We start from the raw sequence: 24,360 nt of genomic DNA on the forward strand, positions 1-24,360 counted from the left end.
TAAAAAAAGCATTCTTTTTTATTACTTTTGCTAAATGATTTTAAAAAAATTGGCGAAAATTATTTTTGGTTTTAAAAAAGAAACACCACCTGAAAATAATATGAAAACATTTTTAATTGCTGGCTTAGGAAATATTGGTGAAAAATACGCAAATACCAGACACAATATTGGATTTAAAGTTTTAGACGAATTGGCATCAAAAGAAAACATAACTTTTGAAACAGAAAAGTTAGGCGATATAGCTAAATTCAGATTTAAAGGAAGAACTTTTATTTTATTGAAGCCTTCAACATACATGAATTTAAGCGGAAAATCAGTAAAATATTGGTTAACAAAGGAGAAAATTTCTATTGAAAATTTATTGGTTATTTGTGATGATTTAAATTTAGAATTTGGCTCAATTAGAGTAAAAGCTAAAGGAAGTGATGGCGGTCACAATGGTTTAAAAGATATAAATGCGGTTTTAAACACCCAGCAATATGCTAGATTTAGATTTGGTGTTGGCGCAGACTTTTCTAAAGGAAAACAAGTAGATTACGTTTTAGGCGAATGGGATTCTGAAGAAAACAAAGCGCTTCCTGAACGTTTAGATAAAGGGTGTGAGATTATCAAATCTTTTGGAACGGCAGGCTTAAATAATACTATGAATGCCTTTAACGGTAAATAATCTTGTATCCATACAATTTAATTAGTTGTATTGAATCTTAGTTTTCAGATTCACTTCTAAAACTAAGTTCTAAAAATAAATTCGACACACCTTCAGAATAAAAATTCTAGCTAATTTTGATCACTTGCATACCATTCCGCATGGGAAGTACCAGTTTCTCTTAATTTTAATGAATGTAACTCAATATTTTCTGGTAATCTGCTTTTAATTTTTTGAGCAAAATCTATCAACATCATTTCACTTGTTGGCTGATAATCTACTAAAATAACGCTGTGTCCTCTTTTTTCTAATTCAGCCGCCAACTCAATATGTGGCGTATTTTTATTAAAAACAGTAGCGTGATCAAATTTATTTACAATTTCTGAAGCCACTATTTTTTTAAGATCGCCAAAATCTATCACCATTCCTAATTTTACATTTGATGCATCTTTTATTGGCTTACCAATTACAGTAACCGACAGTTTATAACTATGCCCGTGAACATTTTTACATTTACCATCATAGCCATACAATGCATGACCCGTTTCAAAATCGAATTGTTTTGTTATTCTTATTTTACTCATTTCTAATTTGAGTTATTAATTTAATCTTCTAAATCTTTTCGGTTTTTTGCCTTATAATACACAAAATATGCAATGCCTGCCAAAAGTACAAATGGTAAATATGTACCAATTATAATACCTATTTCATAACCACCATCTGGAGCGTTTTTAAGCTTCTCTTCAATAGATACTTCTTGCAAAAGCGCAATAAAACTTCCTAACATTTCTTATTTTTTAAATTTTTGAAGTGCCTTTTTGGTAAATTCAGACAACACTAGTTTCCCACTTATTTCGGCTCTCTCATTTAATAACTGTTCCCAGTTTTCAGTGTTTTTCCAAAGTACTTTTTTCATTTCAACTAAAGCATTTGGATTATAACTTGCCAAATTATTTGCTAAATTTTCAACCTCTTTATCCAATTCATCAATCGTTTGAAAAACAGTAGCAAACAATCCTTTTTCCTTTGCCCAATAAGCCGTTTTCCAACTAGTCGCATCTAATGTTAACTCACTTAAAGCTGCAACTCCCATTTTACGCTCAACAACTGGCTCAATGACAAACGGACCAATACCTATGGTTAATTCAGATAATTTCACAGACGCTTGTTCTGTAGCTAAACAATAATCACAAGCCGCAGCTAAACCAACGCCGCCACCAACTGCTTTACCTTGAATACGACCAATTATTAGTTTTGAACACAAACGCATGGCATTAATCACATTGGCAAAACCTAAAAAAAATTGTTTTCCATCTTCAAAATTTGAAATTGCCACCAATTCATCAAACGAAGCTCCTGCGCAAAAGGCACCTTCTTTTTCACTTTTCAAAATTATTACATGAACTTCTTTATTTATACTTAGCTCAGTAAAAGCGGTTGCTAAACGTTGTAATAATTCACTTGGAAACGAATTACTTGCTGGATGAAAAAATTCAACCGTTGCAATATTATTTTGAATATGTGTGTATAAACTTCCGTTGCTCATAATTGCCAAAGTTACGGGTTTTTAATCAAATATTTTGTTCTAAATTTCACCACCAACACACTAGATCTTATCAACATCCAAACTGCAAAAGCAATCCAAATGGCATATAATTTTAAATTAAAATAATCTCCAATTAATAACACGGGTAAAAACCCGAAAAAAGTAGCAAAAATTAATAAGTTTCTTAATGTTGCAGCTTCAGCCAACCCTTTAAAAATTCCATCATAAACAAAAGCAATTGCATTTATGGGCTGCATAATTAAAACAATCCAAAAAATACTATAGAAGGATGTTAAAACAACTTCATCTTGTGAAAATAATTCTCCTATTTGAAAGTAAAACAAACCACATATTAATGCTAAAATACAAGCAACTCCAACGGAATATTTACTTAGTTTCAAACTCAATTTCCATAGTTTTTTATAGTTCTGTTCTCCTAATAATTTTCCAGATACAATATTTCCAACGCTTGCATACCCGTCAATAAAAAAAGCAAAAAATAACCATATTTGAAAGGCTATAGTTTGTGCCGCAATATAATTGTTACCATATTTTGTAGCGAATGAATTTGCCAAATACAACGCTACATTTAAAGCTGCAGCACGTATTGCTAAATTAAAACTGATAGACAGTAACTTTCCAATTTCTTTATTAAAAGGAAACGATATTTTTAACTTAAAAGGTGTTTTTTTAAGTAATAAAACTAAGGCTAAAATTGCCATAATAAATTGTGAAATAACACTTGCCCACGCAGCGCCAACAATATTCATTGGTTCTAAAAAACCTTCAACACCAAACACTAATAAAAAATCTAAACCAATATTTAAAACAGCGCCTATAATACTTATTACCATTGGCCAAAATGTATTTTGAAGCCCTCCAAAAACACCAAAAACAGAAAAAACAAATAAGGTTAATGGAAATCCAATAGCTCTAATTTTAAAATATTCCACAGCGAAGTTTAAAATGAGCCCTTCCGCATTATATAGTTGAAATATTTCTGTTACAAAAAAAAGTGAGACCAAACAAATAAACACACTTAATACAATATTAATTCCAATAATTTGAGCTGGCAAAGTATCTATTTCATGTAGTTTTTTAGCGCCTAAATATTTCCCAACAGTTGCAGAAATAGCAGAACGTGTTTGCGCCAAAATCCAAACCATTGCAGATATAAAAGAACCCGCAATACCAACAGCTGCCAAAGCTTCCGTTGGGTGATCTTGAATATTTCCAACAATAGCAGTATCAGTAATTGAGAGTAACGGTTCTGCGATTCCAGAAATAATGGCTGGAATGGCTAATTTATTAATAGATTTAAAAGATATGTTCGTTTTTTTATGCATTTAAAACAAGTTCAAAACAATAAAAAGGAAATGCACTTTGTTTGGGGAAATATATAGATTCTAACTGTTTATAATTTCGGTTTTGATAGAATTTTATATTTCTTGAATTCTGACTAAACGTATCTAATCGCACGGAATTATAGTTGTTTTCACTAGCGTAATTTTCTGCAAAATCCATTAACTGTTGCGCATAACCTTTACTTTGAAATTTTGGATGCACTGCCAACCTATGAATATATAAATTGTTTGAATTGTTAGTTAACCATTGTACACTTTTATATTCAACATCTTCAATTTCGGTAAGCGCTATAATTCCAATAATTGTGTTGTCAATTTCAAGCTTATAAAGTTGTTGCAATTCAATATCATTCTTTAAAACTTCTAAGGAAGGATAATGTTCATTCCATTGAAAAATTCCCTTTTCATTTAAGTGTTGTGCACAACTTTTTGTAAGTGAATACATTTGATTTAAATCTTTTATGGATGCTTTTTTAATCATTTTCTCAAAATAAATTCAATGGTTTTAGCAACAACTTTCTCTAAATAATTTGGCATAATTTTACTATTCCAAGGTTGTATATTACCTAACGAATGATTCATATCTTTTATTAATAAAAGTTCACTGTTAGGATTCCAAGAATGTAAATTTTCAGCTTCGTTTGGCAACACAACATCGTCATTTGATCCGTGAATAATTAAATGTGGAATGGTTAATTTAGAAATTGCATTTTTAATAGTTAACCTCGCTTCATTTTCTTTAAAATTTGTGTAAAACTCAAAGTAATGTGGCATTTTTTGCTTGGTTCTGGAGTTTTCAACGTATGATATTCCATCTTTTCGCCACGTTTCTAAAAGATTTCCTGTAGGAAAACGCGTTCCAAAATCTGACACAGAAGACCACGTAATTACTTTGGAAATTTTACTGTTTTCTGAAGCTTTTATGGATACAATTCCACCTCCACGAGAATGTCCAATTAAAATAATATTTTTAACATCAATTTCATTTTCAAAACTTTCGTTGGTACAAATCCAATTTATGACATCTTCTAAATCATTTAATTCTATGGTAAAATTATTTTCTCCAAAAGCATTTAAATCTGGAAAATCAATTGCGTTTTCAACCGTTCCACCGTTATGAGAAAAATTAAATTTAACGAAAAACAAATTGCTTTCCACAAACTTTGGGGCTGTTAAATTCCACGCGCCCCAGTCTTTATATCCTTTGTAGCCATGACAAAAAATAACTACTGCTTTTTTTGTGTTGTTTTGATTGAAATAAACATCGGTTACTATTGGTTTTTTATGGAGCTTACTTTTTACAACTGTGTTTATTATTGATTTCATTTTTATGATTTAAAAAGGTAAATTCTCGTTTTGTTTAAACGGAATGTCTGGATTTAATATTTCTACAATAATTTCTTTTATCGTGTCTAAAAATAAGTCTAAATTTTCTGGTTGAATACTGTTTTCATTTGCGCCTCTTTTTTCTGAAAAATTCATTTTTAAAAACCCTGAGTTTAAGTTTTTAAATGAAATAATACCGGCTTCTAAAGGTTTTGAATTGTTATAATTTTCGTCCTTAGTAAATATATAAGCATACAATAATACCTGAAGTGCTTTGGTATATTTGTAATCTTCTTTTAACAGCGAAAAATCAGATATTTTCAAATCTTTCGCCTCAACTTTTCCGGTTTTGTAATCTATTATTCTGGTAACACCATCCAATTCATCAATTCTATCAACAATTCCTTTTATTTTTATTGGAAAATCCACACCTTCAATTTCAATAAAAGTTTCAAGATTCTTTTCTAATGAAATAATTTTAAGTTGTTTATTCTGATTTAAAATATCCATTTCTTGTTTTAAAAATCTCTCAATATGATTTTTACAAACTTCAAAAATAAGTTTATTTTTTCCTGTTTTTATATTTCCTTTTGTGTAATATTCTTCAAAATTAAAAACCAATAACGTTTCAATTTTTTCAAACATTTCTTTTATATCATTTTTTGTAATGTATTGATTAACAAAAGGTTTATACAAACTTTCCAATACCTCATGAATTACAGTCCCCATGGTGTTTACGGCAATAGTTTCTTCAACTTCATTATCGTCGCTTATTTTAAGAATTTTTTGTTCATAAAATTTAATAGGATTGTAAATGTAATTTGCAATAGCAGAAGGTGAAATTCCCTTTGCAAAAACTGCTTTCAGGCTTTCTATAATTTCAGGAGTTTTAGGTATTTCTAGTAAAACATGTTCAACTTTTTGAACTTTTGGACTAATTACTATTTTTTCTATAACACTATTCCCAATTTCCAATTTTGTTAAAAACCTACTTTTTTCGCCAGAACCGTATCCATCAGATTCTGTATTATATAATAAATACACATTTGTAGCCCGTTGTAACAATCTTTGAAAATGATACGAGAAAATGGCATCTTTTTCTTGGTACGTTGGCAAGCCAAAATATTTTTTTACATCATACGGAATAAATGAAATTTCATTTTTACCACCAGGTAATACGCCTTCGTTTACGGATGTGATTATAACCGTTTCAAAGTCTAACGCTCTTGTTTCCAACATCCCCATTAATTGTAACCCTTTTAATGGCTCTCCTTGAAATGACAATTTTTCATTTTGCAATAACTGATGAAAAAATAAATTTAGCGTTTTTAAATTATCTATATGTTTGTATTTGTTATTTAAAGTCTCTAATTGCTGAAATATACTGTAAAATCTAAATAAATACTCTTTTTCAACTCCTACTACAAACGTTTTTATTTCGGTTATTAGATCTATACATTTTTTAATAAAGGCATTTACATCAGAAGAAAAGTTTACTAGAGAAAATATTAATTGCATATCCTCACATTCCAAAGTTGTTAAAAAATGTTTCAACTCTGTTAATGATAAAAATATTGAATTCTGCAACTTAATTTTTGAAATTAATTTTTGGAGTACTTCCCCATTCAATTGGTTCAAAAAAGGATCATTAAACACTTTTAACAGGTCTTTAAAATAAAATTGGCCTTTGCTAGTGTCGGAAAATTTTTGTTGATTTAAATGTAGTTTAAATAGTTTTTCAAACAAACTTGCAAATGGAATATCTTTTAAAGGATACCCCATAGTTATATTTATATTTTCAACATTATTTGGTAACGAGTTTAAAGTAATTGGTAATAAATTTTCATCCGCCAACACCAGAGCTGTTTCATTAAATTTTTGAAATCCCGAAAATAATTCACCTACATATTTTATTTGGGTATTATTTTTAGGGGCTCCAATAATTCGGATATTTTTAGCAGAAGTTTCAGGATTTTCTACCCATAAAAATGGATTTTTTTTATAGTAAGGCCATTCATTTCTATAACGTCTTAAAAAGGCTCCAGCCTCATTTAAATTATCTAAAATAGCCGTACTGGTATCCCAATAAATGGTTGCTAAATTATTATTTAATAACTCCTGAAAAATTGTCTCTTCAGCTTTATTTAGTGCATTAAAACCAACAAACACAAAATTGCTATCACCTTGGTTTTGCATAAAAAATTCTAAGTTTTTTGTGGCCTCTCTATAAATAAGTCCCTGATAGCCGACCTTATTTTTTCTTAAATCTTTATAGAATGTTGTATATAATATGTTTAAGTATTCAAAAAATTGAAAATAATTAATGGCTAATTCACTAGGTTTTTTATTTTCAAACCATTCATTAAGTCTATTTACATCTCTTAGGTTTTCAAAAAAAGCATTGGTATCTACCAGATAACTATCTAAATCGTTAAAATCATGTAAAGCTATAGTTGCCCATTGTGAAAATGTTTCAAATGTATCAACATTTTCAGCTGGCATCTTTTTTTTATAGATGGAATAAAATTCAAAAATAAGTTGAATATTATCTATAAGTTGTATGTCTGCTAATTCTTGAATAAAATTTTCAATACTGATAATTTTTGGCAATACTTGAACTGAAGTAGCTTGAGAAATTAATTCTTCTTTTAAAAACACACAAGATCTTTGACTAGGTAAAATAAAGATAATAGTACTACTCTTGGTATGTTTACTAAACACATCTTTTACAACTTTTGAAATAAACGAATTCATATGACTTCTTTAAGATTATAAAAATAAAAAAAGCCACTCTAATAGAGTGGCTTTTTAAAGTTATTTTAAGTTTTATTAATTAGTTCACTAATTTAACATCAACTCTTCTATTTTGAGCTCTTCCAGCTCTATTCATATTTGTAGCAATTGGATTTTTTTCTCCATATCCTTTAGCATCTAAATTACTTGAAGAAACTCCCTTACTTACTAAATAATCTTTTACAGCAGTAGCTCTACTTTGAGATAGTTCTAAATTTCTAGCATCACCTCCTACACTATCTGTATGACCTTCAATTGTAAATTTAGCTGTGCTAAATTTTGACATAATAACTGCAGCCTCATCCAATTTGGCAAAAGTTTCCTTTTTAAATGTAGATTTTCCAGTATCAAAATAAACTGTTTTAAACAATTCTTCTAATTTAGCAACCTCTGTTTTAGTAATTTCTGGACATCCTTTGTTTGATGCGGGTCCAGCAACATTAATACAATCATCATCCTTATCTAAAACACCGTCTCCGTCAGTATCTGGCCAAGGACAACCTTTATTTTCTATTGGACCTGCAACATTTGGACATGCATCATTTTTATCAACAACGCCATCACCATCAGTATCAGGACAACCATTGTTAGCTTTTGTTCCTTTCTCAGTAGGACAAGCATCATCTTTATCCGCTATACCATCACCATCAGTATCAGGACAACCGTTTAAAGCAGGAATCCCTGCAACATTTGGACAATCATCTTTAGAATCAATAATGCCATCATTATCAGAGTCTGGACATCCATTATATTCACTTAAACCAAAAACTTCTGGACACGCATCATATGTATCATAAACACCGTCTCCGTCTTTATCATTTCCACCAAATTTGATAACTACACCAAATGAATGTTGAAAATGTTGAACAATAGCACTTTCAAATGTATGTTTGTATTTAGATTCTAAGTTTAAACCTATATTTTGGTTGAACCAAAAGTTTATACCTATACCTCCGTTAAAAGTACCAGTTCCGTAATTATCCATCCAAGTATAACCTCCTCCAACTAATGCGTAAGGGTCTACAAAAGATGTTTCACCAATCACTTCATTAAGATCATATTTTACCGCACCATCTAATCCAAAATAAGAAAGGTCAGAAACATTATTATCTCCAACTTTTGAAATTTTATTTAGAGATCCAGCCGCTTCAACACTAAATCCATCTGCTAAATATTTACTTGCTGTTATTCTTGAAATAGCAGGCAAAACATTATAGTGATCACCCGTATTAAAATATTCACTAAACCAGGTTCCGTGACCCGCAAGACCTGCGTTTGTTGGATAAAAATCAACCGCATTAGATCCTATTCCAATTGCTATTGTATTATTTTTATCTTGAGCACTCAAACTACTAGTCCCAACAACTAGTAATAAACCTATTAAAATTAATTTAAATTGTTTCATTGTTTGTAATTTATTTGTAATTCAACTATTTTATAAAGATAGCCTAAAATGATTAAAAATTATAAAATAAAAAGCTGTCTCAAGGATGAGACAGCTTTTATGTTATATATAAAAAATTAATTATTTAATTTCTTTTATCTCAACTCTTCTATTGTTAAATCTACCTTCTTTAGTTGCATTTGTATCAATAGGTGCTGTTTGACCAAATCCTTTTGTAGATAATCTGTCTGCGCTAACTCCTTTACTAACTAAATAAGCTTTCACTGAATTTGCTCTAGCAGTAGATAAACTCATGTTTTTAGCAGCAGAACCTGTATTGTCAGTATGACCATTTACAGCAAAGTTAAACTTTAAGTTTTCATTTTGATTTAAAACAGTAGCAACTTGATCTAAAATAACTGCAACATCTTTTCTAATTTCAGACTTTCCTGTATCAAAATTAACACCTTTTGCAGCCGCGTTTACTGTAGTTTCATCTTTAAATATTTCTGGACAACCGTGATTAGCAGCAGGACCTGGAACTTCAACACAGTTATCAATTAAATCAATTACACCATCTCCATCAGTGTCTTTAAAAGGACAACCTGCATTTGTTTTAGGACCTGGTACATTTGGACAAGCATCATCTTTATCTGTAACACCATCTCCGTCAGCATCTGGACAACCATGCATTTCTTTTAAACCTGCAACAGTTGGACATTTATCTTTCATATCAGGAACACCATCAGCATCTGTATCAGGACAACCATGGAATTCAGCTAAACCAGCAACGTCTGGACATTTATCACAACAATCCATAACACCATCATTATCAGCATCTGTATCAGGGCAACCATTAAATTCAGCTAAACCAAAAACACCTGGACAATCATCATCTTTATCTCTAATTCCGTCACCATCTGTATCAGAGTTTCCGAATTTCCAAGTTAAACCAATTGAATGTTGAAACATTTTAAAATCAGTAGGTGTATTTACTTTTTTATAACCTGAAGTGAAGTTAATCCCAACATTGTCAGAAATCCAAGCATTAAAACCTCCACCAACATTTACACTTATACCATCTTTTGATCCAACCCAGTTTTCTCCTACACCAACATATAAGAAAGGATCAAACCAACCTGTTTGGCCTAAAGCATTGTTTAAATCATATTTTACGTTTAAATCAACCGCTGCAAAAGTTACATCAGCCCCAGATCCCCAAGGTCTATCAACTTTATTATATGATCCAGCTAATTCTAAACTAAATCCTTTATCTAAATATCTAGATGCAGAAATTTTACTTAACCAAGGAAGTATGTTTAAATTGTTTCCATCATAATCAAATGACCCGAAATATCCTGACTTCGCATCAGAATTTGTACTAATATCAATAGAATTAGTTCCAAAAGTTAACATCCAAGGGTTTTCTTTGTCCTGAGCGTTAGTATTGCTAAAGGATGCAATCATTAACAAAGCCAGTAAGGCAATTTTTAAGTGTTTCATTTTCAATAAATTAAATTAAATGTTCTTTTTATTTTTAACCTGAAATAAGCTTACGCAGTATCTTAAATTTTAGCAAATTTACAAAATATTCTTAAATACTGTACAATATTAGAATAAATCTAGACAATTTTCAACTTTTTTCCTATTTTAATAAAGGCTTTTATTGCTTTGTCCAAATGTTCTTTAGTGTGAGCTGCAGACAATTGAACCCTTATTCTGGCCTTTCCTTTTGGAACAACTGGAAAAAAGAAACCTATTACATAAATGCCTTCTTCCAATAATTGACTTGCCATTTCTTGAGCTAATTTAGCATCATACAACATTACGGGCACAATAGCTGAGTCTCCTCTAACAATATCAAAACCAGCTGCTATCATTTTTTCTTTAAAATAATTCGTATTTTCTTCTAGTTTATCTCTTAAGGATGTATCTCTAGATATCATTTCAAATACTTTTAACGAAGCACCCACAATAGCCGGAGCTAGTGAGTTTGAAAATAAATAAGGGCGAGACCTTTGGCGTAATAGCTCAATAATCTCTTTTTTTCCAGTTGTATAACCTCCCATTGCGCCTCCAAGTGCTTTACCTAAAGTCCCTGTGATAATATCAACTCTACCAATTACATTTCTAAGTTCCAGCGTTCCTCTTCCGGTTTTACCAATAAATCCAGCTGCATGGCATTCATCTACCATAACTAAAGCATCATACTTATCTGCTAAATCACAAATTTTATCTAAACTAGCAACAACCCCATCCATAGAAAACACACCATCTGTTACAATAATTTTAAAACGATGTTCTTTTTTTGATGCTTCAATTAGTTGTTCTTCTAATGAAGCCATGTCATTATTATCATATCTATAACGCGCTGCTTTACATAATCTAACACCATCTATAATAGATGCATGATTTAAAGAGTCGGAAATAATGGCGTCTTCATCTGAAAATAAAGGTTCAAAAACACCTCCATTTGCATCAAAAGCTGCTGCATATAAAATAGTGTCTTCTGTTTGATAGAAATTTGCAATTGTTTGTTCTAATTGTTTGTGAATATCTTGCGTTCCACAAATAAAACGAACTGAAGACATTCCATACCCGTGAGAATCTAAGGCTTCTTTTGCTGCTTGAATAACTTCTGGATTATTGGATAATCCCAAATAATTATTTGCGCAAAAATTGATAACTTCTTCTCCTGTGCTAATTTTAATGACTGCGTCTTGAGAACTCGTTATAATTCTTTCCGATTTATACAAACCGGCATCCTTTATTTCTTGTAATTCTTTTTGTAAGTGTTGTTGAATTTTTCCGTACATAATTTGGTTATTTTACACAAATTTATGTTATTTTAAACTTCTTCCACAATAATTTCATCATTAATATATACCAATAATTTTTTATCAATTTTAAAGTTTAATTCTTCTAAAACTTGCGCGTAATTATTTATTTGAGTGTGGTATTTAGTGTCTGATTTTCCTGTTTTATAATCAATAATTGTTGTAACTCCATCAATAGTAACAATTCTATCTGGAATTACTATATGTTTATCTTTTGTAATTAGTTGCTGCTCTAAATATACTTGGTTATTTTGATTGAAATACACCGATAATTTCGGATGACTTATTACCGTCTGTAAGATTTCAGTAATTTCTATTATTTTTTCATTTGAAATTATTCCGTTAAAAACATATTGATTAATAACTTCATCTAAATCAGTAGCTGTTTTTATTTTTGATAAAATTTCATGGATTAAATTTCCATATGAAATTGATTTTCCTTGCTCCGTATCCCACAATAATGATGAACTTGTTACAATAGAAATATTATGATTTTTCCAAGAATTTGATATAAAACTTGTTTGACATGTAGATGTACTTTCCGTTTTCTCAACGCAATGAATTCTTTTAGGATCTCCAAAATTAAATTCAATTTTAGAATCATCCCATAAATTTTGTTGCTTTAAAAAATTGATGAGTAAACCAGAGGTGAAATTTAAATTTTCGTCCTTTTTTACAGTAATTACTTTTTCAGAAATAATATACAATTGTTCAACGGCTCTTGTTAACGCCACATATAAAATATTAAAATTATCTAACTCTAACTCTTCTCGTTGCTGATTGAATATAGAAACGCCTTGCTCTCCAACATAATTTAGTTTTTTTCCATAATCAATCAACACATTTTTAATAGTATCTGATTGTGAATAATTATACCAAGCTTTGGGTTTTATTTGGTTGTAAATATTTAAATTATATGGAAAAATAACAACTGGAAATTCCAATCCTTTAGCCTTATGAATGGTCATAATTCTCACGGCATTTTTAGCTTCTGGAGCTACAATACTTAGTTTGTCTTTCTTTAAATTCCAATACTCTAAAAATCCTTGAATTGATGTATCGCTTTTTTGTTGAAATTCAAAAACTGCATCTAAAAAAAACTGTAAATTAGAATCAGATTCTTTAGTTAAACCAAATCCTCTAATTATATATTCAACACTTTCATAAAAAGGACTTTGAATAAATTCAAGTAAATTAAATGCTACATTATAACTTTTTAACTCCTCAAAAAACTCGAACTGAGGAAGATTTACCAAATTTGAAATAAATTGATGTTTAGGAACTGATATTTTTAAAAAATCGTACAAAAAGTATAAAACTTTAGCTTTAAACTCCTTATTTAAAGGATTTTGAATAACATTTAACAAATTGATAATAAACTGAACTTTCTCGCTATTATTAATTAAAAGTGTTTCTGATGAAATTATTTCAATCTTATTTTCTGATAAAAAATTCGCAACCTGAACGCCTTGTTTTCTTGTTCTTACTAAAACACAAACATCATTTTTCTCAAACGAAGCGTCTAAATTTTGAATTATATCCAACACTTTTTTTGGATACATTAACGATGCATCATCCTCCTCTTCTTCTTGTTCTTTATCTACAAATGAAATTTGAACAAATCCGCCATTATTTTGATTTGTTTTCTGACTATTTCCATCAAAATACAAACTGCTATAACTTGTATTTGCTAAAAACCCAGAAATATGTTTAAAAAACAAGTTGTTAAAGTTTATAATTTCACTGTAACTTCTATAATTAGTTTCTAAATTAGATAATGATTTTTCAATAAAAAAAGGATTGTTATCAGTGCTATTTCCATCTGAAGAAATTGCTATAAATTGTTCTGCTTTCCCTCCACGCCATCTGTAAATGGACTGTTTTGCATCGCCAACTAACAATAACTTTCCATGTTCTCCCAATTCATTTTCTGAAGTAATTGCATTGTGAATTAATGGAATAATATTTTGCCATTGTAATTCCGATGTGTCCTGCATTTCATCAATAAAATAATACCTGTATTTTTCGCCAATTCGTTCATAAATAAAGGGAGCAGGTTCATTTTTAATGGTTTCACTTATTAACGCATTAAATTCAGCATTTAGCAGAATGTTATTATCAGCTTTTATTTCTTGTAATGCACTGTTTATATAATTCAGAACCGCCAATGGAACAAGGCTATTTAACACTAAATCGTTTAAGGTTTTTTGTTGAAAAAAGACTTCAGATTTGGTATATAAGTTTAATAATTCTGTTAAGATTGATTCAATGGCATTTTTAACCGAATCGGATTTAGATTTTGAATAAAAAAGCTGATCATCAATATTTCTTTTTAAGGTGTTTTGATCAAAAAATTGTGCTTTCTTGGAGTTTTCTGCTAACGTTGTAAAATGCTTTGGAAGTTGACTGTAATAAAAATCTTTAAAATCTATTCCTGTAGTGTTAATTAAATGTACTCCAGCCTCACCAATTTCCTTAAATTGCTTTTCAATAAATTTATTTTCCTTTTGAAGATTTTCTTTTAAGCTTTTAAAGTCATCAATAGAAATTGTACGCAGTGTTTTTAAATGTTTAGCGTGATTTTCATTTAAAATTAATTTTGCAAAATCTTTTAATTCGTTAGAAATATCCCAAGCTTTATCATCATCTAATTTTTGAATGGAATAATTTACAAGTAAGTCTGTTAACTCGGTATTTTCTCCAATTTTTGAAATCACTAAATCAACCGCTTCATTTAAAAGCGTTTCAGCATCCATTTCAACTTCAAAATTTAATGGAAGTTTTAAATCGAATGCAAAAGTTCTTATTAGTTTATAGGTAAAACTATCAATGGTTGTAATGCTAAAGGCTGAATAATTTTGAAGAATAGCGTTTAAAATAATTTGCGATTTGTTAAAAACAACAGCTTCAGTTAAATTGGTTTCATCACAAATTACCTGAAGCATATTTCCTTTTTCTTCTTTTGAAAAAGAATGCAGTGCTTCAATTACACGTTCTTTCATTTCACCAGCTGCTTTATTGGTAAAAGTTACTGCTAAAATTTGTTGAAATTTAAACGGATTTGAACTAGCTAAAAGAATTTTCAAATATTCTTTAACCAATGTAAATGTTTTTCCGCTACCCGCAGAAGCATTATAAACTTGAAAGTTTGATGATTGTTGCATTCATAGAAATTATGATGCAATTTAATAAATTAATTGCTTTAAAAATAACTTGGGCCGTTCCTCCACATAAATCTTTTAACTCCTCTGCCTGTGGCACCAACTTTCACAACCACAGAAAGTGAGTAATAAAAGTGTGGCAATAATGCAAAATCTGGTGAATTGTATTTATAAGCCCACTGTGCGTTTAATCCAAATTTTGGACTTAACCATAAATTTGCTCCAATACCACTATTAAATGTTCCCCCACTTCTATCAGCAAACGTATAACCTCCACCTGCAAAAACAAAAGGATTAAAAACGCTTTCACTATGTAATATACTATATTGTATATTACCATCTATAGCAATGTAGGTAATATTATCTACTTTGATTTCACCTAACTTTGATATTTTATTTAAAGAAAGACTCCCATCAAAAGAAAATTTATTTTTTAAAAATCTAGTTACATTAATTTTTGGACCACCAATATTCCAATGATCTTTGGCATTTGTGATTTCATTAAAAAATCCGTCTGGATTCCCTGTATTCACATTATGTTGGGTGTTATCTATAGGAAAATAATCCACCGCATTAATACCAATACCAACAACCCATTTATTATACTCGTCTTGTGAATAAAGAGTATGTCCTATTAATATATTTAGGAATAGAAAAAAAATAAATTTATTAAACGATAAACACTTCATTGTATGCGGGGTTTTGTTATAACCTAATATTATCTAACGTAAAATACGTGAATACAGTATGTTATTAAGGTTTTTTGGTTATAAATAGCAATTTTTAAATTTTATTAACCTGCTTTATTGATTTTGTAAAATCATCTAAATCATTGTTATTCAATATCAAATGAATGGCTTCATCTGTAACTTTTTCAACATTATCTAAAGGAAAACCTAAACCAATACAAATTTTACGTAAAACTTGAGCTTCTTCTCCTTTCGCTTCACCATCAGCAAAAACCATTTTAGCTAAATCATACAAATGCTCAATTCGCTCATTGTAATTATGAGGTGCATGCATTGGGTAATCTTCTGGGGAATTTAAAATATCGTTGTACTTTTCCTCTAAAATATGAAATCTATTAGCTAGACGCTTTAGCAATTTCTCTTCACCTTCAGAAATAATTCCATCAGCCTGTGCAAGCCTAACAATACTCGCAAAATGCGCTAAATTTCTTTTTTGTTCGCCGCTTAAATTATAATCAGATAATGCCATTTTAATGCTTTTTTTATGGGCAAATATAATTAAACCAATAAAATATACACTATTTTAAAAACTTAAAAATAATTTTTAGTGACTAATTGGGTTTGATTTTTTTATTATTTTTTTAAAATCTTCTAATTCTGGTTCCTTTAAAAAAAAGCTAGTTGCATTTTTCACAATATTTCGAACATTTTCTGCAGGAAACCCTAATTCTACTGCAATTCTGCCCATCATAGATGTTTTATCAATAGTTGGATTTCTATCTAAAAACATCATTTTTGCGAGGTCGAATAAATGCTCCAAACGATCCTCATAGCTCACAGGAGAAACCATTGGGTATTTTAAAGGATTTTTTAAAATATCATTAAAATCGGCGGTTGAAATATCTAATCTAATAGAAAGTCGCTCTAATAATAAGCGTTCTTTCGAATTAATTTTATCGTCGCGAAGCGCAATTCTAACTAATGAAGCAAAATGAGCCAAGTTTTGTTCATGAAGTCCGGTAGGGTATAAATCTGAAATTGACATAACTTATACATTTTAAAATTCTCATCTAAAGTTAAGAAATTTTAAGGAATTTCTTCTTATTTTTTATAAAATGCTACCTTTGGCAAAATTTGCAACAATTGAGTAAGCAAAACATTATAAATATATACGAGAAATTTGTTGCCAAAAAACAAATAACTCAAGCACTTCAAAAAGATAATCACCAATTTCAAATATCGAATTTGGTTGGGTCGTCATTGTCTTTTATTATTTCAGAAAGTTTTAAAATTATAGACAAGCCCGTATTATTTTTATTAAATGATAAAGAGGAAGCCGCCTATTATTTAAACGATTTGGAACAACTGATAAATGATAAAGACGTATTTTTTTATCCAGGATCTTACCGCAGACCTTATCAAATTGAAGAAGTAGATAACGCCAATATTTTATTGCGCTCCGAAGTGTTAAACCGATTAAATTCAAGAAAAAAACCAGCAGTAATTGTTACCTATGCCGATGCTTTATTTGAACAAGTGGTAACAAAAGCTGAACTGAATAGAAATACATTAAAAATTGCTGTAAACGACAGTTTAAGTTTAGATTTTGTAAACGAAGTGTTGTTTGAATATCATTTTGAACGTGTAGATTTTGTTAGTGAACCCGGAGAATTTTCTGTAAGAGGTGGAATTATTGATGTTTTTTCATTTTCACACGACGAACCTTACCGAATAGAATTTTTTGGTGATGAAGTAGATAGTATTCGAACTTTTGATGTTGAAACGCAACTTTCTACCGAAAAATTATCGAAAATAAGCATCATGCCTAATGTTGAAAATAAAGCATTAGACGAAAAACGTGAAAGTTTTTTAAACTATATCTCCAACAAAACAGTTGTTTTTATTAAAGATAATGAGCTAATATTTAATAAATTAGACAGCCTTTTCAGCAAAGCTGAAGAAGAATTTAATAAATTATCAACCGCTATAAACCACGGAAAACCTGACGAATTATTTTGTAATGGCGCATTAATTAAAAACCAATTAAACAATTTTACAGTTGCTGAAATAATAAACTCTAGGCAAAATGAATTGGAAGAAGCTTCAAACAAAAGAGTTCCAAATCAGGCTTTAAACGGCGTTATCCAATTCAACACAAAACCGCAACCTTCTTTTAACAAACAGTTTGATTTGTTAATTGAAAACTTTCATAAAAATACTGAAAACGGATTTACAAATTATCTGTTTTGCGATTCTCAAAAACAAGCCGATCGTTTTCATGATATTTTTGAAGATGTTGATAAAGAAATTGAATATAAAACCATCGTTTTTCCACTATTCCAAGGTTTTATTGATATTGAAAACAACTTAATTTGTTATACCGATCATCAAATTTTTGAACGGTATCATAAATTCCGTTTAAAAAATGGCTACGCTAAAAAACAAACCATTTCATTAAAAGAGTTAACAAATCTTGAAATTGGTGATTACGTAACGCATATTGATCACGGAATTGGAAAATTTGGTGGACTTCAAAAAATTGAGGTTGAAGGCAAAAAGCAAGAAGCTATTAAATTAATTTATGGCGATAGAGATATTTTATACATCAGCATTCATTCGCTTCATAAAATTTCAAAATATAATGGAAAAGATGGCGCTCCTCCAAAATTATACAAATTAGGTTCAGGTGCTTGGGAAAAATTAAAGCAAAAAACTAAAACACGCATTCGCCATATTGCATTTAATTTAATTGAATTATATGCAAAACGAAAAATTCAAAAAGGATTTCAATACCATCAAGATAGTTATTTACAACACGAATTGGAAGCGAGTTTTTTATATGAAGATACACCAGATCAATCATCTGCCACACAAGATGTAAAAAATGATATGGAAAGTGAACAACCAATGGATCGTTTGGTTTGTGGTGATGTTGGTTTTGGAAAAACAGAAATTGCTGTTAGAGCCGCATTTAAAGCTGTTGACAATGGAAAACAAGTGGCCATTTTAGTTCCTACCACCATTTTAGCTTTTCAGCATTTTAAAACTTTTAGTCAACGGTTAAAAGATTTTCCTGTAACTGTAGAATATTTAAACCGATTTAGAACTGCCAACCAACGTAAAGGCGTTTTAGAAGGGCTTGCAAATGGTTCTGTAGATATTGTTATTGGAACGCATCAACTAACAAATTCCGCCATAAAATATAAAGATTTAGGGCTTTTAATTGTTGATGAAGAACAAAAATTTGGAGTTGCTGTTAAAGACAAACTAAAAACAATTAAAGAAAATATTGATACGCTTACATTAACCGCAACGCCAATTCCAAGAACGTTGCAATTTAGCTTAATGGCAGCACGCGATTTATCCGTTATCAATACGCCACCGCCAAACCGTGTACCTATTGAAAGTAATGTAATTCGCTTTAATGAAGAAGTAATTCGCGATGCAATTAGATATGAAATTCAACGAGGCGGACAAGCGTTCTTTATTCATAACAGAATAGAAAATATTAAAGAAGTTGCAGGTTTATTACAACGCCTAGTTCCTGATGCAAAAATTGGTATTGGTCACGGACAGATGGATGGAAAAAAGTTAGAAAATTTAATGTTAGCTTTTATTAATAATGAATTTGATGTATTGGTTTCCACAACTATTGTTGAAAGTGGATTAGATGTGCCAAATGCAAATACTATTTTTATAAATAATGCTAATAATTTTGGCCTGTCGGATTTACATCAAATGCGCGGAAGAGTTGGACGTTCCAATAAAAAAGCATTCTGTTATTTTATTACGCCACCACATCATATGATGACCGATGAAGCCAGAAAACGTATAAATGCCATTGAATTATTTACAGATTTAGGAAGTGGAATTAACATTGCTATGAAAGATCTAGAGATTCGTGGTGCTGGAGATTTATTAGGCGGTGAACAAAGTGGTTTTATAAATGACATTGGGTTTGAAACGTATCAAAAAATATTAAATGAAACTATTGAAGAATTAAAAGAAAACGAGTTTAAAGATTTATATAAAGACCAATCTGACAAGCCAAAAGAATATGTAAAAGAAATTCAAATAGATTCTGATTTCGAAATTTTATTTCCAGACAATTACGTAAATGTAATTACCGAAAGATTAAGCTTGTACAATAAATTAGGCGAACTTAAAAAAGAAGAAGAATTACAAAAATTTGAATTAGAATTAATTGATAGATTTGGAGAATTACCAAACCCTGTTGTTGATTTATTAGATAGTGTTAGAATAAAATGGATTGCCAAACATTTGGGTATTGAAAAGTTAATTTTAAAGCAAAATAGAATGTTGTGTTACTTTATTTCAGATCAACAAAGTTCATTTTACCAAACATCAACATTCACAAAAGTGTTGCAATATGTTCAACAAAATGGACAAAGTTGTGTTATGAAAGAAAAAGACACAAAAGCTGGACTTAGATTGTTACTAACTTTTATTAAAATTACATCGGTTAAAAAAGCGCTGGAAACACTTCAAAAAATATAAGTATTGAAAAATTCGCATTTAAAAAACATTTTAGAACTCAATATTGCAGTAGTTTTTGTAAGTACATCAGGTGTTTTAGGCCGTTCTATTTCTTTTGCGCCAGAAATAACCATTTGGTGGCGTTGCTTATTTGCAGCCATTTTAATCGGACTTTTTTGTTGGTATAAAAAGTACGATTTAAAAATAGCGAACAGAAAAGATGCCTTCTCATTATTTTTAACTGGTTTGCTTTTAGGCGCACATTGGATTACGTATTTCTATGCGTTGCATTTATCTAATGTGGCTATTGGAATGTTATCATTATTTACATATCCTGTAATTACGGCATTGCTTGAACCAGTATTTTTTAAAACAAAATTGAGTAAAAATCAATTATTTTTAAGTGGGTTAGTGTTAGTCGGAATTTACTTTTTAACTCCAGATTTAAACTTTGAAAACAGTGATACAAAAGGCGTTTTTATGGGGATAATTTCAGCCGTTTTCTATTCTTTGAGAAACATTCTTACAAAACGAAATGTATCACATTTTAATGCTTCAAAAGTCATGTTTTATCAAATGATTGTAGTTATTTTAATGCTATTCCCAGTATTATTTGAAAGCAATTTAAACTATGCTAATACTAATAATTGGATACGAATTTTAACCTTGGCATTTGTAACAACCGCCATAGGTCATACGCTTTTTGTAAATAGTTTTAAAAACTTTAAAATTAGTGCCGTAAGTATTATGAGTAGTATGAGTCCTATTTATGGAATTCTGTTTGGTATGTTATTTTTATCTGAAATACCAACATTTACAACCTTTTTAGGAGGTGCGCTTATTTTAACAACAGTTATTATAGAAAGTATTCAGTCCAATAAAAATAAATAATTATGGAATTTTTTAGAATTATAAATAAACAAGTAACTGAAAAACAACTTCAAGATACAATTAAACCAAGTAGTTTAGAAGATTACACTGTGACTATGCAGTTTATTGAAGATTCTAATCCTAATTTTTTAGGATTAACTTTATGGGGCGAATTTTTAATTAGTTACGATAAAATTAAAGGTGGCATTCGTTTTACTTTGTTGGATTGCCCCAATGCACTTTCCTGGACTATTACAACAGGATTTCCTCCAGAAAGAGAACAAATTTTAATACACTGCACAATAAATAGAACTAAAAAACCAGATGAATTTATTGAAGAAATAAATGAATTTTTAGATGAATGGGAACAGGGATTAAAAACTAAATTTTAAATTCCATTTTATAATAATTGTTAATATCTATCACCATCATTCCTGCTTCTTCGGCAGCTTGCATTCCTAAAATTCCATCTTCAAAAACAACACAATCTTTAGGATTTACTTTCATAAGTTCGGCACATTTTAAAAAAGTTTCAGGATGTGGTTTAAAACTCAGAACATCATCAGCCGTAATAATTGGGTTAAAATAATGCTCCATCCCTAAAATAGACAACGTTCTTCTCGCTCCAATCTGTGTACTTCCTGTGCCAATAGACATTGGCAATATGCCATAAAATTTTCTGACAACATCTGTTACAACGCTAATTTCCTTGGTTTCACCTACCAATTTTTTATAAACCTCTGCTTTTACTTTTCCAACTTCTATTGGGTTCATTTCTGTACCAAATAGTTCATTCAATTTAATAATAGTTGCCGCTTTAGGCATTCCAGTCAATTTCAAAAACAATTCACCACTAAAATCAATATCAAAAGGTGAAACAGCAGCCCGCCAAGCCTCAAAATGGTTTTGCATGGTATTTGCAACTGTTCCATCTAAATCAAAAATTAGTCCTTTAGCATTTTTTGGTATTGTAATCATTTCATTTTTATTAAGTTTCAAAAGTAACCATATAAAATGCTTTTAAAAAATGAATCATAATTTCTTTACGAAATCCTTTTATTAACTTTTAATTGTAGTTTTATTTATTCTTTAAATGGCTTCAAATTGTTTTCCTGGCAAAGGCTTTACAACGCCTTTCATTTCTAAGTTAAATAAAATAGTGGTGGTAATATGTATTGGTAACTGACATGTAAGTGAAATAATATCTAATAATTGTTTCCCTTCATCCACCAAAAAATCATAAATCAACTGTTCATCTTCATTTAATTCTACAAACAATTGTTTTTGAATTACTTTGGGTTCACTTTTAACCAAATTCCAATTCAGCATTTCAACCAAATCAGTTGCACTAGTTAAAATGGCCGCTTTATTTCTTTTAATTAAATCGTTACAACCTTTACTAAAATTATCAGTTACTCTTCCGGGAACTGCAAAAACATCTCTACTATACGAGTTCGCAATATCTGCAGTAACTAAAGAACCTCCTTTGTCTGCAGATTCAATTATAATGGTAGCTTCAGAAATACCTGCAACAATGCGGTTTCGTTTTAAAAAATTTTCACGTTGAGGGACGTCATTATGCCAAAAGTCGGTAAAAAAACCACCGTTTTTGTGCACTTCAGTAATATATTTCTTATGAGATTTAGGATAAATTTCTTCAAACCCATGCGCCAAAACACCCACAGTTGTCAAATTATTTTTAATAGCTGCTTTATGTGCACAAATATCCACACCATACGCAAATCCACTCACAATTATCGGATTGTATTCCTTTAAATCTGAAATAAATTTCTCGCAAAAATCTCTTCCATAGCTTGTAATATTGCGCGTTCCAACAATACTGATTAATGGTTTATTTTCTAAATTAAAATTTCCTTCTTTAAAAAGTAAAATTGGTCCATCTATACAATGTTTTAATTTGGAAGGATAGTTCACATCCTCAAAATAAAGGGCTTCAATAGTATTTGACTGAATATATTTTAATTCCTTTTCTGCTTCAATTAAACAAGCAGGATCAAACAAATTTTGTATGGTAAACGATCCAATTCCATTAATCTTTTCTAAATTTTTTCTTTTCTCTTTTAACACGTTTTTTGCGCTTCCGCAGTAAGAAATAAGCTTTTTCGCATTAATATCTCCAATACCTTTTGCGCGCTGCAGCGCCAAAACATATAACAATTCTTCTTCTAGCATATTTTAACAATTTGAATTTCAATATATAAAAAATTTGTTAATAAAAAAGATGATAACTTTTAAAATTTACTACGGTTTTGGCTATATTTGTTTTAATGAAATTAGCAACATACATCAGCGATTTATTATACAGATACGAATGTGTAATTGTTCCAAATTTTGGAGGTTTTGTAACCAATGAAGTTTCGGCAAAAGTGAATCATTTTACGCATACATTTTATGCCCCTTCAAAGCAATTAACATTTAATACTCATTTGCAAAACAATGATGGATTATTAGCTAATTATATTGCAAATGCTAAAGGTATTTCTTTTTCTAATGCTGTAGAATTTATAAATTCTGAAGTAAAAAACTGGAAATTACAGTTACAAAATGAAGAAATTGAATTAGAAAACATAGGCGCTCTTTCTTTAAATAAAGAAGGAAAACTTATTTTTGAACCATCTACTTCTGTAAATTATCTTACTTCTTCATTTGGATTAAATTCTTACGTTTCACCGGCTGTTAGCAGAATTGCTTATAAAGAAAAGGTTAAACAGTTAGAAACCATTGCACCAGTATTACATACTGAAGAAAACAAAAGAAAAACACCCGCTTTTATTAAATACGCAGCAACTGCAGCTATTTTATTTGCGCTTGGTACTGTTGGCTGGAACGAATATCAAAAAGTTGAATACAATAATTTAGTTGCGGAATCTCAACTTCAACAACAAAAAGTTGAAAAATCTATTCAAGAAGCTACTTTTGTAATTAGTAATCCGCTCCCTGCAATTACTTTAAATGTAGCGAAAGAAACTTATAATTACCACATTATTGCGGGTGCTTTTAGAGAATCTGAAAACGCTGAGAAAAAATTGCAAGAACTTAAAGATAAAGGATTTAATGCCAGAATCTTAGGTGTTAATAAATGGAATTTAACACAAGTTGCTTTTGAAAGTTTAAACGATGAAAACGAAGCAATTAACAAGTTAAGAGCTATTCATAATACCGAATCTAAAGATGCTTGGTTATTAGTCCAAGAATTCTAGAATTTCCCATTTAGCGTATTTTCTTT

The 24,360-nt window shown here is 30.0% G+C and carries 21 protein-coding genes; 5 read left to right on the top strand and 16 right to left on the bottom strand.

From position 1 onward, the window contains the following. Positions 1–100 precede the first annotated feature (100 nt). Positions 101–667, top strand: a complete 567-nt coding sequence (gene pth, locus JEY78_RS05335) for an aminoacyl-tRNA hydrolase (protein WP_291847959.1) — start codon at positions 101–103, stop codon at positions 665–667. 110 nt (positions 668–777) lie between these two features. Here the strand turns inward: pth and JEY78_RS05340 are convergent, their stop codons facing one another. From JEY78_RS05340 to JEY78_RS05405, 14 genes are all read right to left on the bottom strand, one after another. After that, positions 778–1,230 carry a 6-carboxytetrahydropterin synthase gene (locus JEY78_RS05340; protein ID WP_291847644.1) on the bottom strand — a complete coding sequence of 151 codons (453 nt, stop codon included), beginning with the start codon at positions 1,228–1,230 and terminating at the stop codon, positions 778–780. 20 nt (positions 1,231–1,250) lie between these two features. Next, a complete protein-coding gene (locus JEY78_RS05345) occupies positions 1,251–1,433 on the bottom strand; it encodes a hypothetical protein (RefSeq protein WP_291847648.1) in 183 nt (60 codons plus the stop codon). 3 nt (positions 1,434–1,436) lie between these two features. Next, entirely contained in the window at positions 1,437–2,192 is a 756-nt protein-coding gene (locus JEY78_RS05350; protein ID WP_291847651.1) for an enoyl-CoA hydratase/isomerase family protein, read from the bottom strand. 11 nt (positions 2,193–2,203) lie between these two features. Next, positions 2,204–3,538 carry an MATE family efflux transporter gene (locus JEY78_RS05355; protein ID WP_291847654.1) on the bottom strand — a complete coding sequence of 445 codons (1,335 nt, stop codon included), beginning with the start codon at positions 3,536–3,538 and terminating at the stop codon, positions 2,204–2,206. Beyond that, positions 3,531–4,037 (bottom strand): GNAT family N-acetyltransferase, encoded by a 507-nt coding sequence (locus JEY78_RS05360; protein ID WP_291847657.1) that lies wholly within the window; start codon positions 4,035–4,037, stop codon positions 3,531–3,533. Before JEY78_RS05360 ends, JEY78_RS05355 begins: the two co-directional genes overlap by 8 nt. Continuing rightward, positions 4,034–4,882, bottom strand: a complete 849-nt coding sequence (locus JEY78_RS05365) for an alpha/beta hydrolase fold domain-containing protein (protein ID WP_291847660.1) — start codon at positions 4,880–4,882, stop codon at positions 4,034–4,036. The genes JEY78_RS05360 and JEY78_RS05365 overlap by 4 nt, the downstream gene beginning before the upstream one ends. Before the next feature lie 9 nt (positions 4,883–4,891). Continuing rightward, on the bottom strand, positions 4,892–7,636 hold the full coding sequence (locus JEY78_RS05370) for a PD-(D/E)XK nuclease family protein (protein WP_291847663.1): 2,745 nt from the start codon (positions 7,634–7,636) through the stop codon (positions 4,892–4,894). A 79-nt stretch (positions 7,637–7,715) separates the two neighbouring features. After that, positions 7,716–9,080 carry an OmpA family protein gene (locus JEY78_RS05375; RefSeq protein WP_291847666.1) on the bottom strand — a complete coding sequence of 455 codons (1,365 nt, stop codon included), beginning with the start codon at positions 9,078–9,080 and terminating at the stop codon, positions 7,716–7,718. 120 nt (positions 9,081–9,200) lie between these two features. Further along, on the bottom strand, positions 9,201–10,562 hold the full coding sequence (locus tag JEY78_RS05380; RefSeq protein ID WP_291847669.1) for an OmpA family protein: 1,362 nt from the start codon (positions 10,560–10,562) through the stop codon (positions 9,201–9,203). A gap of 119 nt (positions 10,563–10,681) precedes the next feature. After that, positions 10,682–11,875, bottom strand: coding sequence for a glycine C-acetyltransferase (kbl, locus tag JEY78_RS05385; RefSeq protein WP_291847672.1), 1,194 nt, complete (start codon positions 11,873–11,875; stop codon positions 10,682–10,684). A gap of 32 nt (positions 11,876–11,907) precedes the next feature. Then, positions 11,908–15,060, bottom strand: a complete 3,153-nt coding sequence (locus JEY78_RS05390; protein ID WP_291847675.1) for an exodeoxyribonuclease V subunit beta — start codon at positions 15,058–15,060, stop codon at positions 11,908–11,910. Positions 15,061–15,098: 38 nt separating this feature from the next. Then, the gene (locus tag JEY78_RS05395; protein WP_291847678.1) at positions 15,099–15,746 is read right to left on the bottom strand and encodes a hypothetical protein; all 648 of its coding nucleotides are present in this window, start codon (positions 15,744–15,746) and stop codon (positions 15,099–15,101) included. Between the two features lie 94 nt (positions 15,747–15,840). Then, the gene (locus JEY78_RS05400) at positions 15,841–16,275 is read right to left on the bottom strand and encodes a TerB family tellurite resistance protein (protein ID WP_291847681.1); all 435 of its coding nucleotides are present in this window, start codon (positions 16,273–16,275) and stop codon (positions 15,841–15,843) included. A 75-nt stretch (positions 16,276–16,350) separates the two neighbouring features. Continuing rightward, the gene (locus JEY78_RS05405) at positions 16,351–16,791 is read right to left on the bottom strand and encodes a TerB family tellurite resistance protein (RefSeq protein ID WP_291847683.1); all 441 of its coding nucleotides are present in this window, start codon (positions 16,789–16,791) and stop codon (positions 16,351–16,353) included. Positions 16,792–16,889: 98 nt separating this feature from the next. Here JEY78_RS05405 and mfd point away from each other — a divergent pair, with 98 nt between their 5' ends. The 3 genes from mfd to JEY78_RS05420 are packed head-to-tail and all read left to right on the top strand — an operon-like array spanning position 16,890 to position 21,505. After that, the gene (gene mfd / locus JEY78_RS05410; RefSeq protein WP_291847685.1) at positions 16,890–20,264 is read left to right on the top strand and encodes a transcription-repair coupling factor; all 3,375 of its coding nucleotides are present in this window, start codon (positions 16,890–16,892) and stop codon (positions 20,262–20,264) included. A gap of 3 nt (positions 20,265–20,267) precedes the next feature. After that, positions 20,268–21,134 carry a DMT family transporter gene (locus JEY78_RS05415; RefSeq protein WP_291847687.1) on the top strand — a complete coding sequence of 289 codons (867 nt, stop codon included), beginning with the start codon at positions 20,268–20,270 and terminating at the stop codon, positions 21,132–21,134. A gap of 2 nt (positions 21,135–21,136) precedes the next feature. Further along, positions 21,137–21,505, top strand: coding sequence for a hypothetical protein (locus JEY78_RS05420; protein ID WP_291847689.1), 369 nt, complete (start codon positions 21,137–21,139; stop codon positions 21,503–21,505). Here JEY78_RS05420 and JEY78_RS05425 read toward each other — a convergent pair. Together JEY78_RS05425 and dprA are read right to left on the bottom strand one after the other, a co-directional pair. Continuing rightward, positions 21,495–22,091, bottom strand: a complete 597-nt coding sequence (locus JEY78_RS05425; protein WP_291847691.1) for an HAD-IA family hydrolase — start codon at positions 22,089–22,091, stop codon at positions 21,495–21,497. The genes JEY78_RS05420 and JEY78_RS05425 overlap by 11 nt on opposite strands. A gap of 111 nt (positions 22,092–22,202) precedes the next feature. After that, positions 22,203–23,306 carry a DNA-processing protein DprA gene (gene dprA, locus JEY78_RS05430; protein WP_291847692.1) on the bottom strand — a complete coding sequence of 368 codons (1,104 nt, stop codon included), beginning with the start codon at positions 23,304–23,306 and terminating at the stop codon, positions 22,203–22,205. 95 nt (positions 23,307–23,401) lie between these two features. Between dprA and JEY78_RS05435 the strand changes: the two genes are divergently transcribed. Beyond that, positions 23,402–24,334, top strand: a complete 933-nt coding sequence (locus tag JEY78_RS05435; RefSeq protein WP_291847695.1) for an SPOR domain-containing protein — start codon at positions 23,402–23,404, stop codon at positions 24,332–24,334. Positions 24,335–24,360 lie beyond the last annotated feature (26 nt).

The organism is Lutibacter sp., from assembly GCF_016342705.1.
In the GTDB taxonomy this organism is placed as follows: Bacteria; Bacteroidota; Bacteroidia; order Flavobacteriales; family Flavobacteriaceae; genus Lutibacter.

Bases quoted from the DNA above. Each gene is read 5' to 3' on its own strand.
- JEY78_RS05370 (WP_291847663.1), bottom strand. From the start codon at position 7,636: ATGAATTCGTTTATTTCAAAAGTTGTAAAAGATGTGTTTAGTAAACAT.
- JEY78_RS05400 (WP_291847681.1), bottom strand. From the start codon at position 16,275: ATGGCATTATCTGATTATAATTTAAGCGGCGAACAAAAAAGAAATTTA.
- JEY78_RS05395 (WP_291847678.1), bottom strand. From the start codon at position 15,746: ATGAAGTGTTTATCGTTTAATAAATTTATTTTTTTTCTATTCCTAAAT.
- JEY78_RS05365 (WP_291847660.1), bottom strand. From the start codon at position 4,882: ATGAAATCAATAATAAACACAGTTGTAAAAAGTAAGCTCCATAAAAAA.
- JEY78_RS05390 (WP_291847675.1), bottom strand. From the start codon at position 15,060: ATGCAACAATCATCAAACTTTCAAGTTTATAATGCTTCTGCGGGTAGC.
- pth (WP_291847959.1), top strand. From the start codon at position 101: ATGAAAACATTTTTAATTGCTGGCTTAGGAAATATTGGTGAAAAATAC.
- JEY78_RS05380 (WP_291847669.1), bottom strand. From the start codon at position 10,562: ATGAAACACTTAAAAATTGCCTTACTGGCTTTGTTAATGATTGCATCC.
- JEY78_RS05425 (WP_291847691.1), bottom strand. From the start codon at position 22,091: ATGATTACAATACCAAAAAATGCTAAAGGACTAATTTTTGATTTAGAT.
- dprA (WP_291847692.1), bottom strand. From the start codon at position 23,306: ATGCTAGAAGAAGAATTGTTATATGTTTTGGCGCTGCAGCGCGCAAAA.
- JEY78_RS05345 (WP_291847648.1), bottom strand. From the start codon at position 1,433: ATGTTAGGAAGTTTTATTGCGCTTTTGCAAGAAGTATCTATTGAAGAG.
- JEY78_RS05360 (WP_291847657.1), bottom strand. From the start codon at position 4,037: ATGATTAAAAAAGCATCCATAAAAGATTTAAATCAAATGTATTCACTT.
- JEY78_RS05350 (WP_291847651.1), bottom strand. From the start codon at position 2,192: ATGAGCAACGGAAGTTTATACACACATATTCAAAATAATATTGCAACG.
- JEY78_RS05405 (WP_291847683.1), bottom strand. From the start codon at position 16,791: ATGTCAATTTCAGATTTATACCCTACCGGACTTCATGAACAAAACTTG.
- JEY78_RS05420 (WP_291847689.1), top strand. From the start codon at position 21,137: ATGGAATTTTTTAGAATTATAAATAAACAAGTAACTGAAAAACAACTT.
- JEY78_RS05435 (WP_291847695.1), top strand. From the start codon at position 23,402: ATGAAATTAGCAACATACATCAGCGATTTATTATACAGATACGAATGT.
- JEY78_RS05340 (WP_291847644.1), bottom strand. From the start codon at position 1,230: ATGAGTAAAATAAGAATAACAAAACAATTCGATTTTGAAACGGGTCAT.
- kbl (WP_291847672.1), bottom strand. From the start codon at position 11,875: ATGTACGGAAAAATTCAACAACACTTACAAAAAGAATTACAAGAAATA.
- JEY78_RS05355 (WP_291847654.1), bottom strand. From the start codon at position 3,538: ATGCATAAAAAAACGAACATATCTTTTAAATCTATTAATAAATTAGCC.
- JEY78_RS05375 (WP_291847666.1), bottom strand. From the start codon at position 9,080: ATGAAACAATTTAAATTAATTTTAATAGGTTTATTACTAGTTGTTGGG.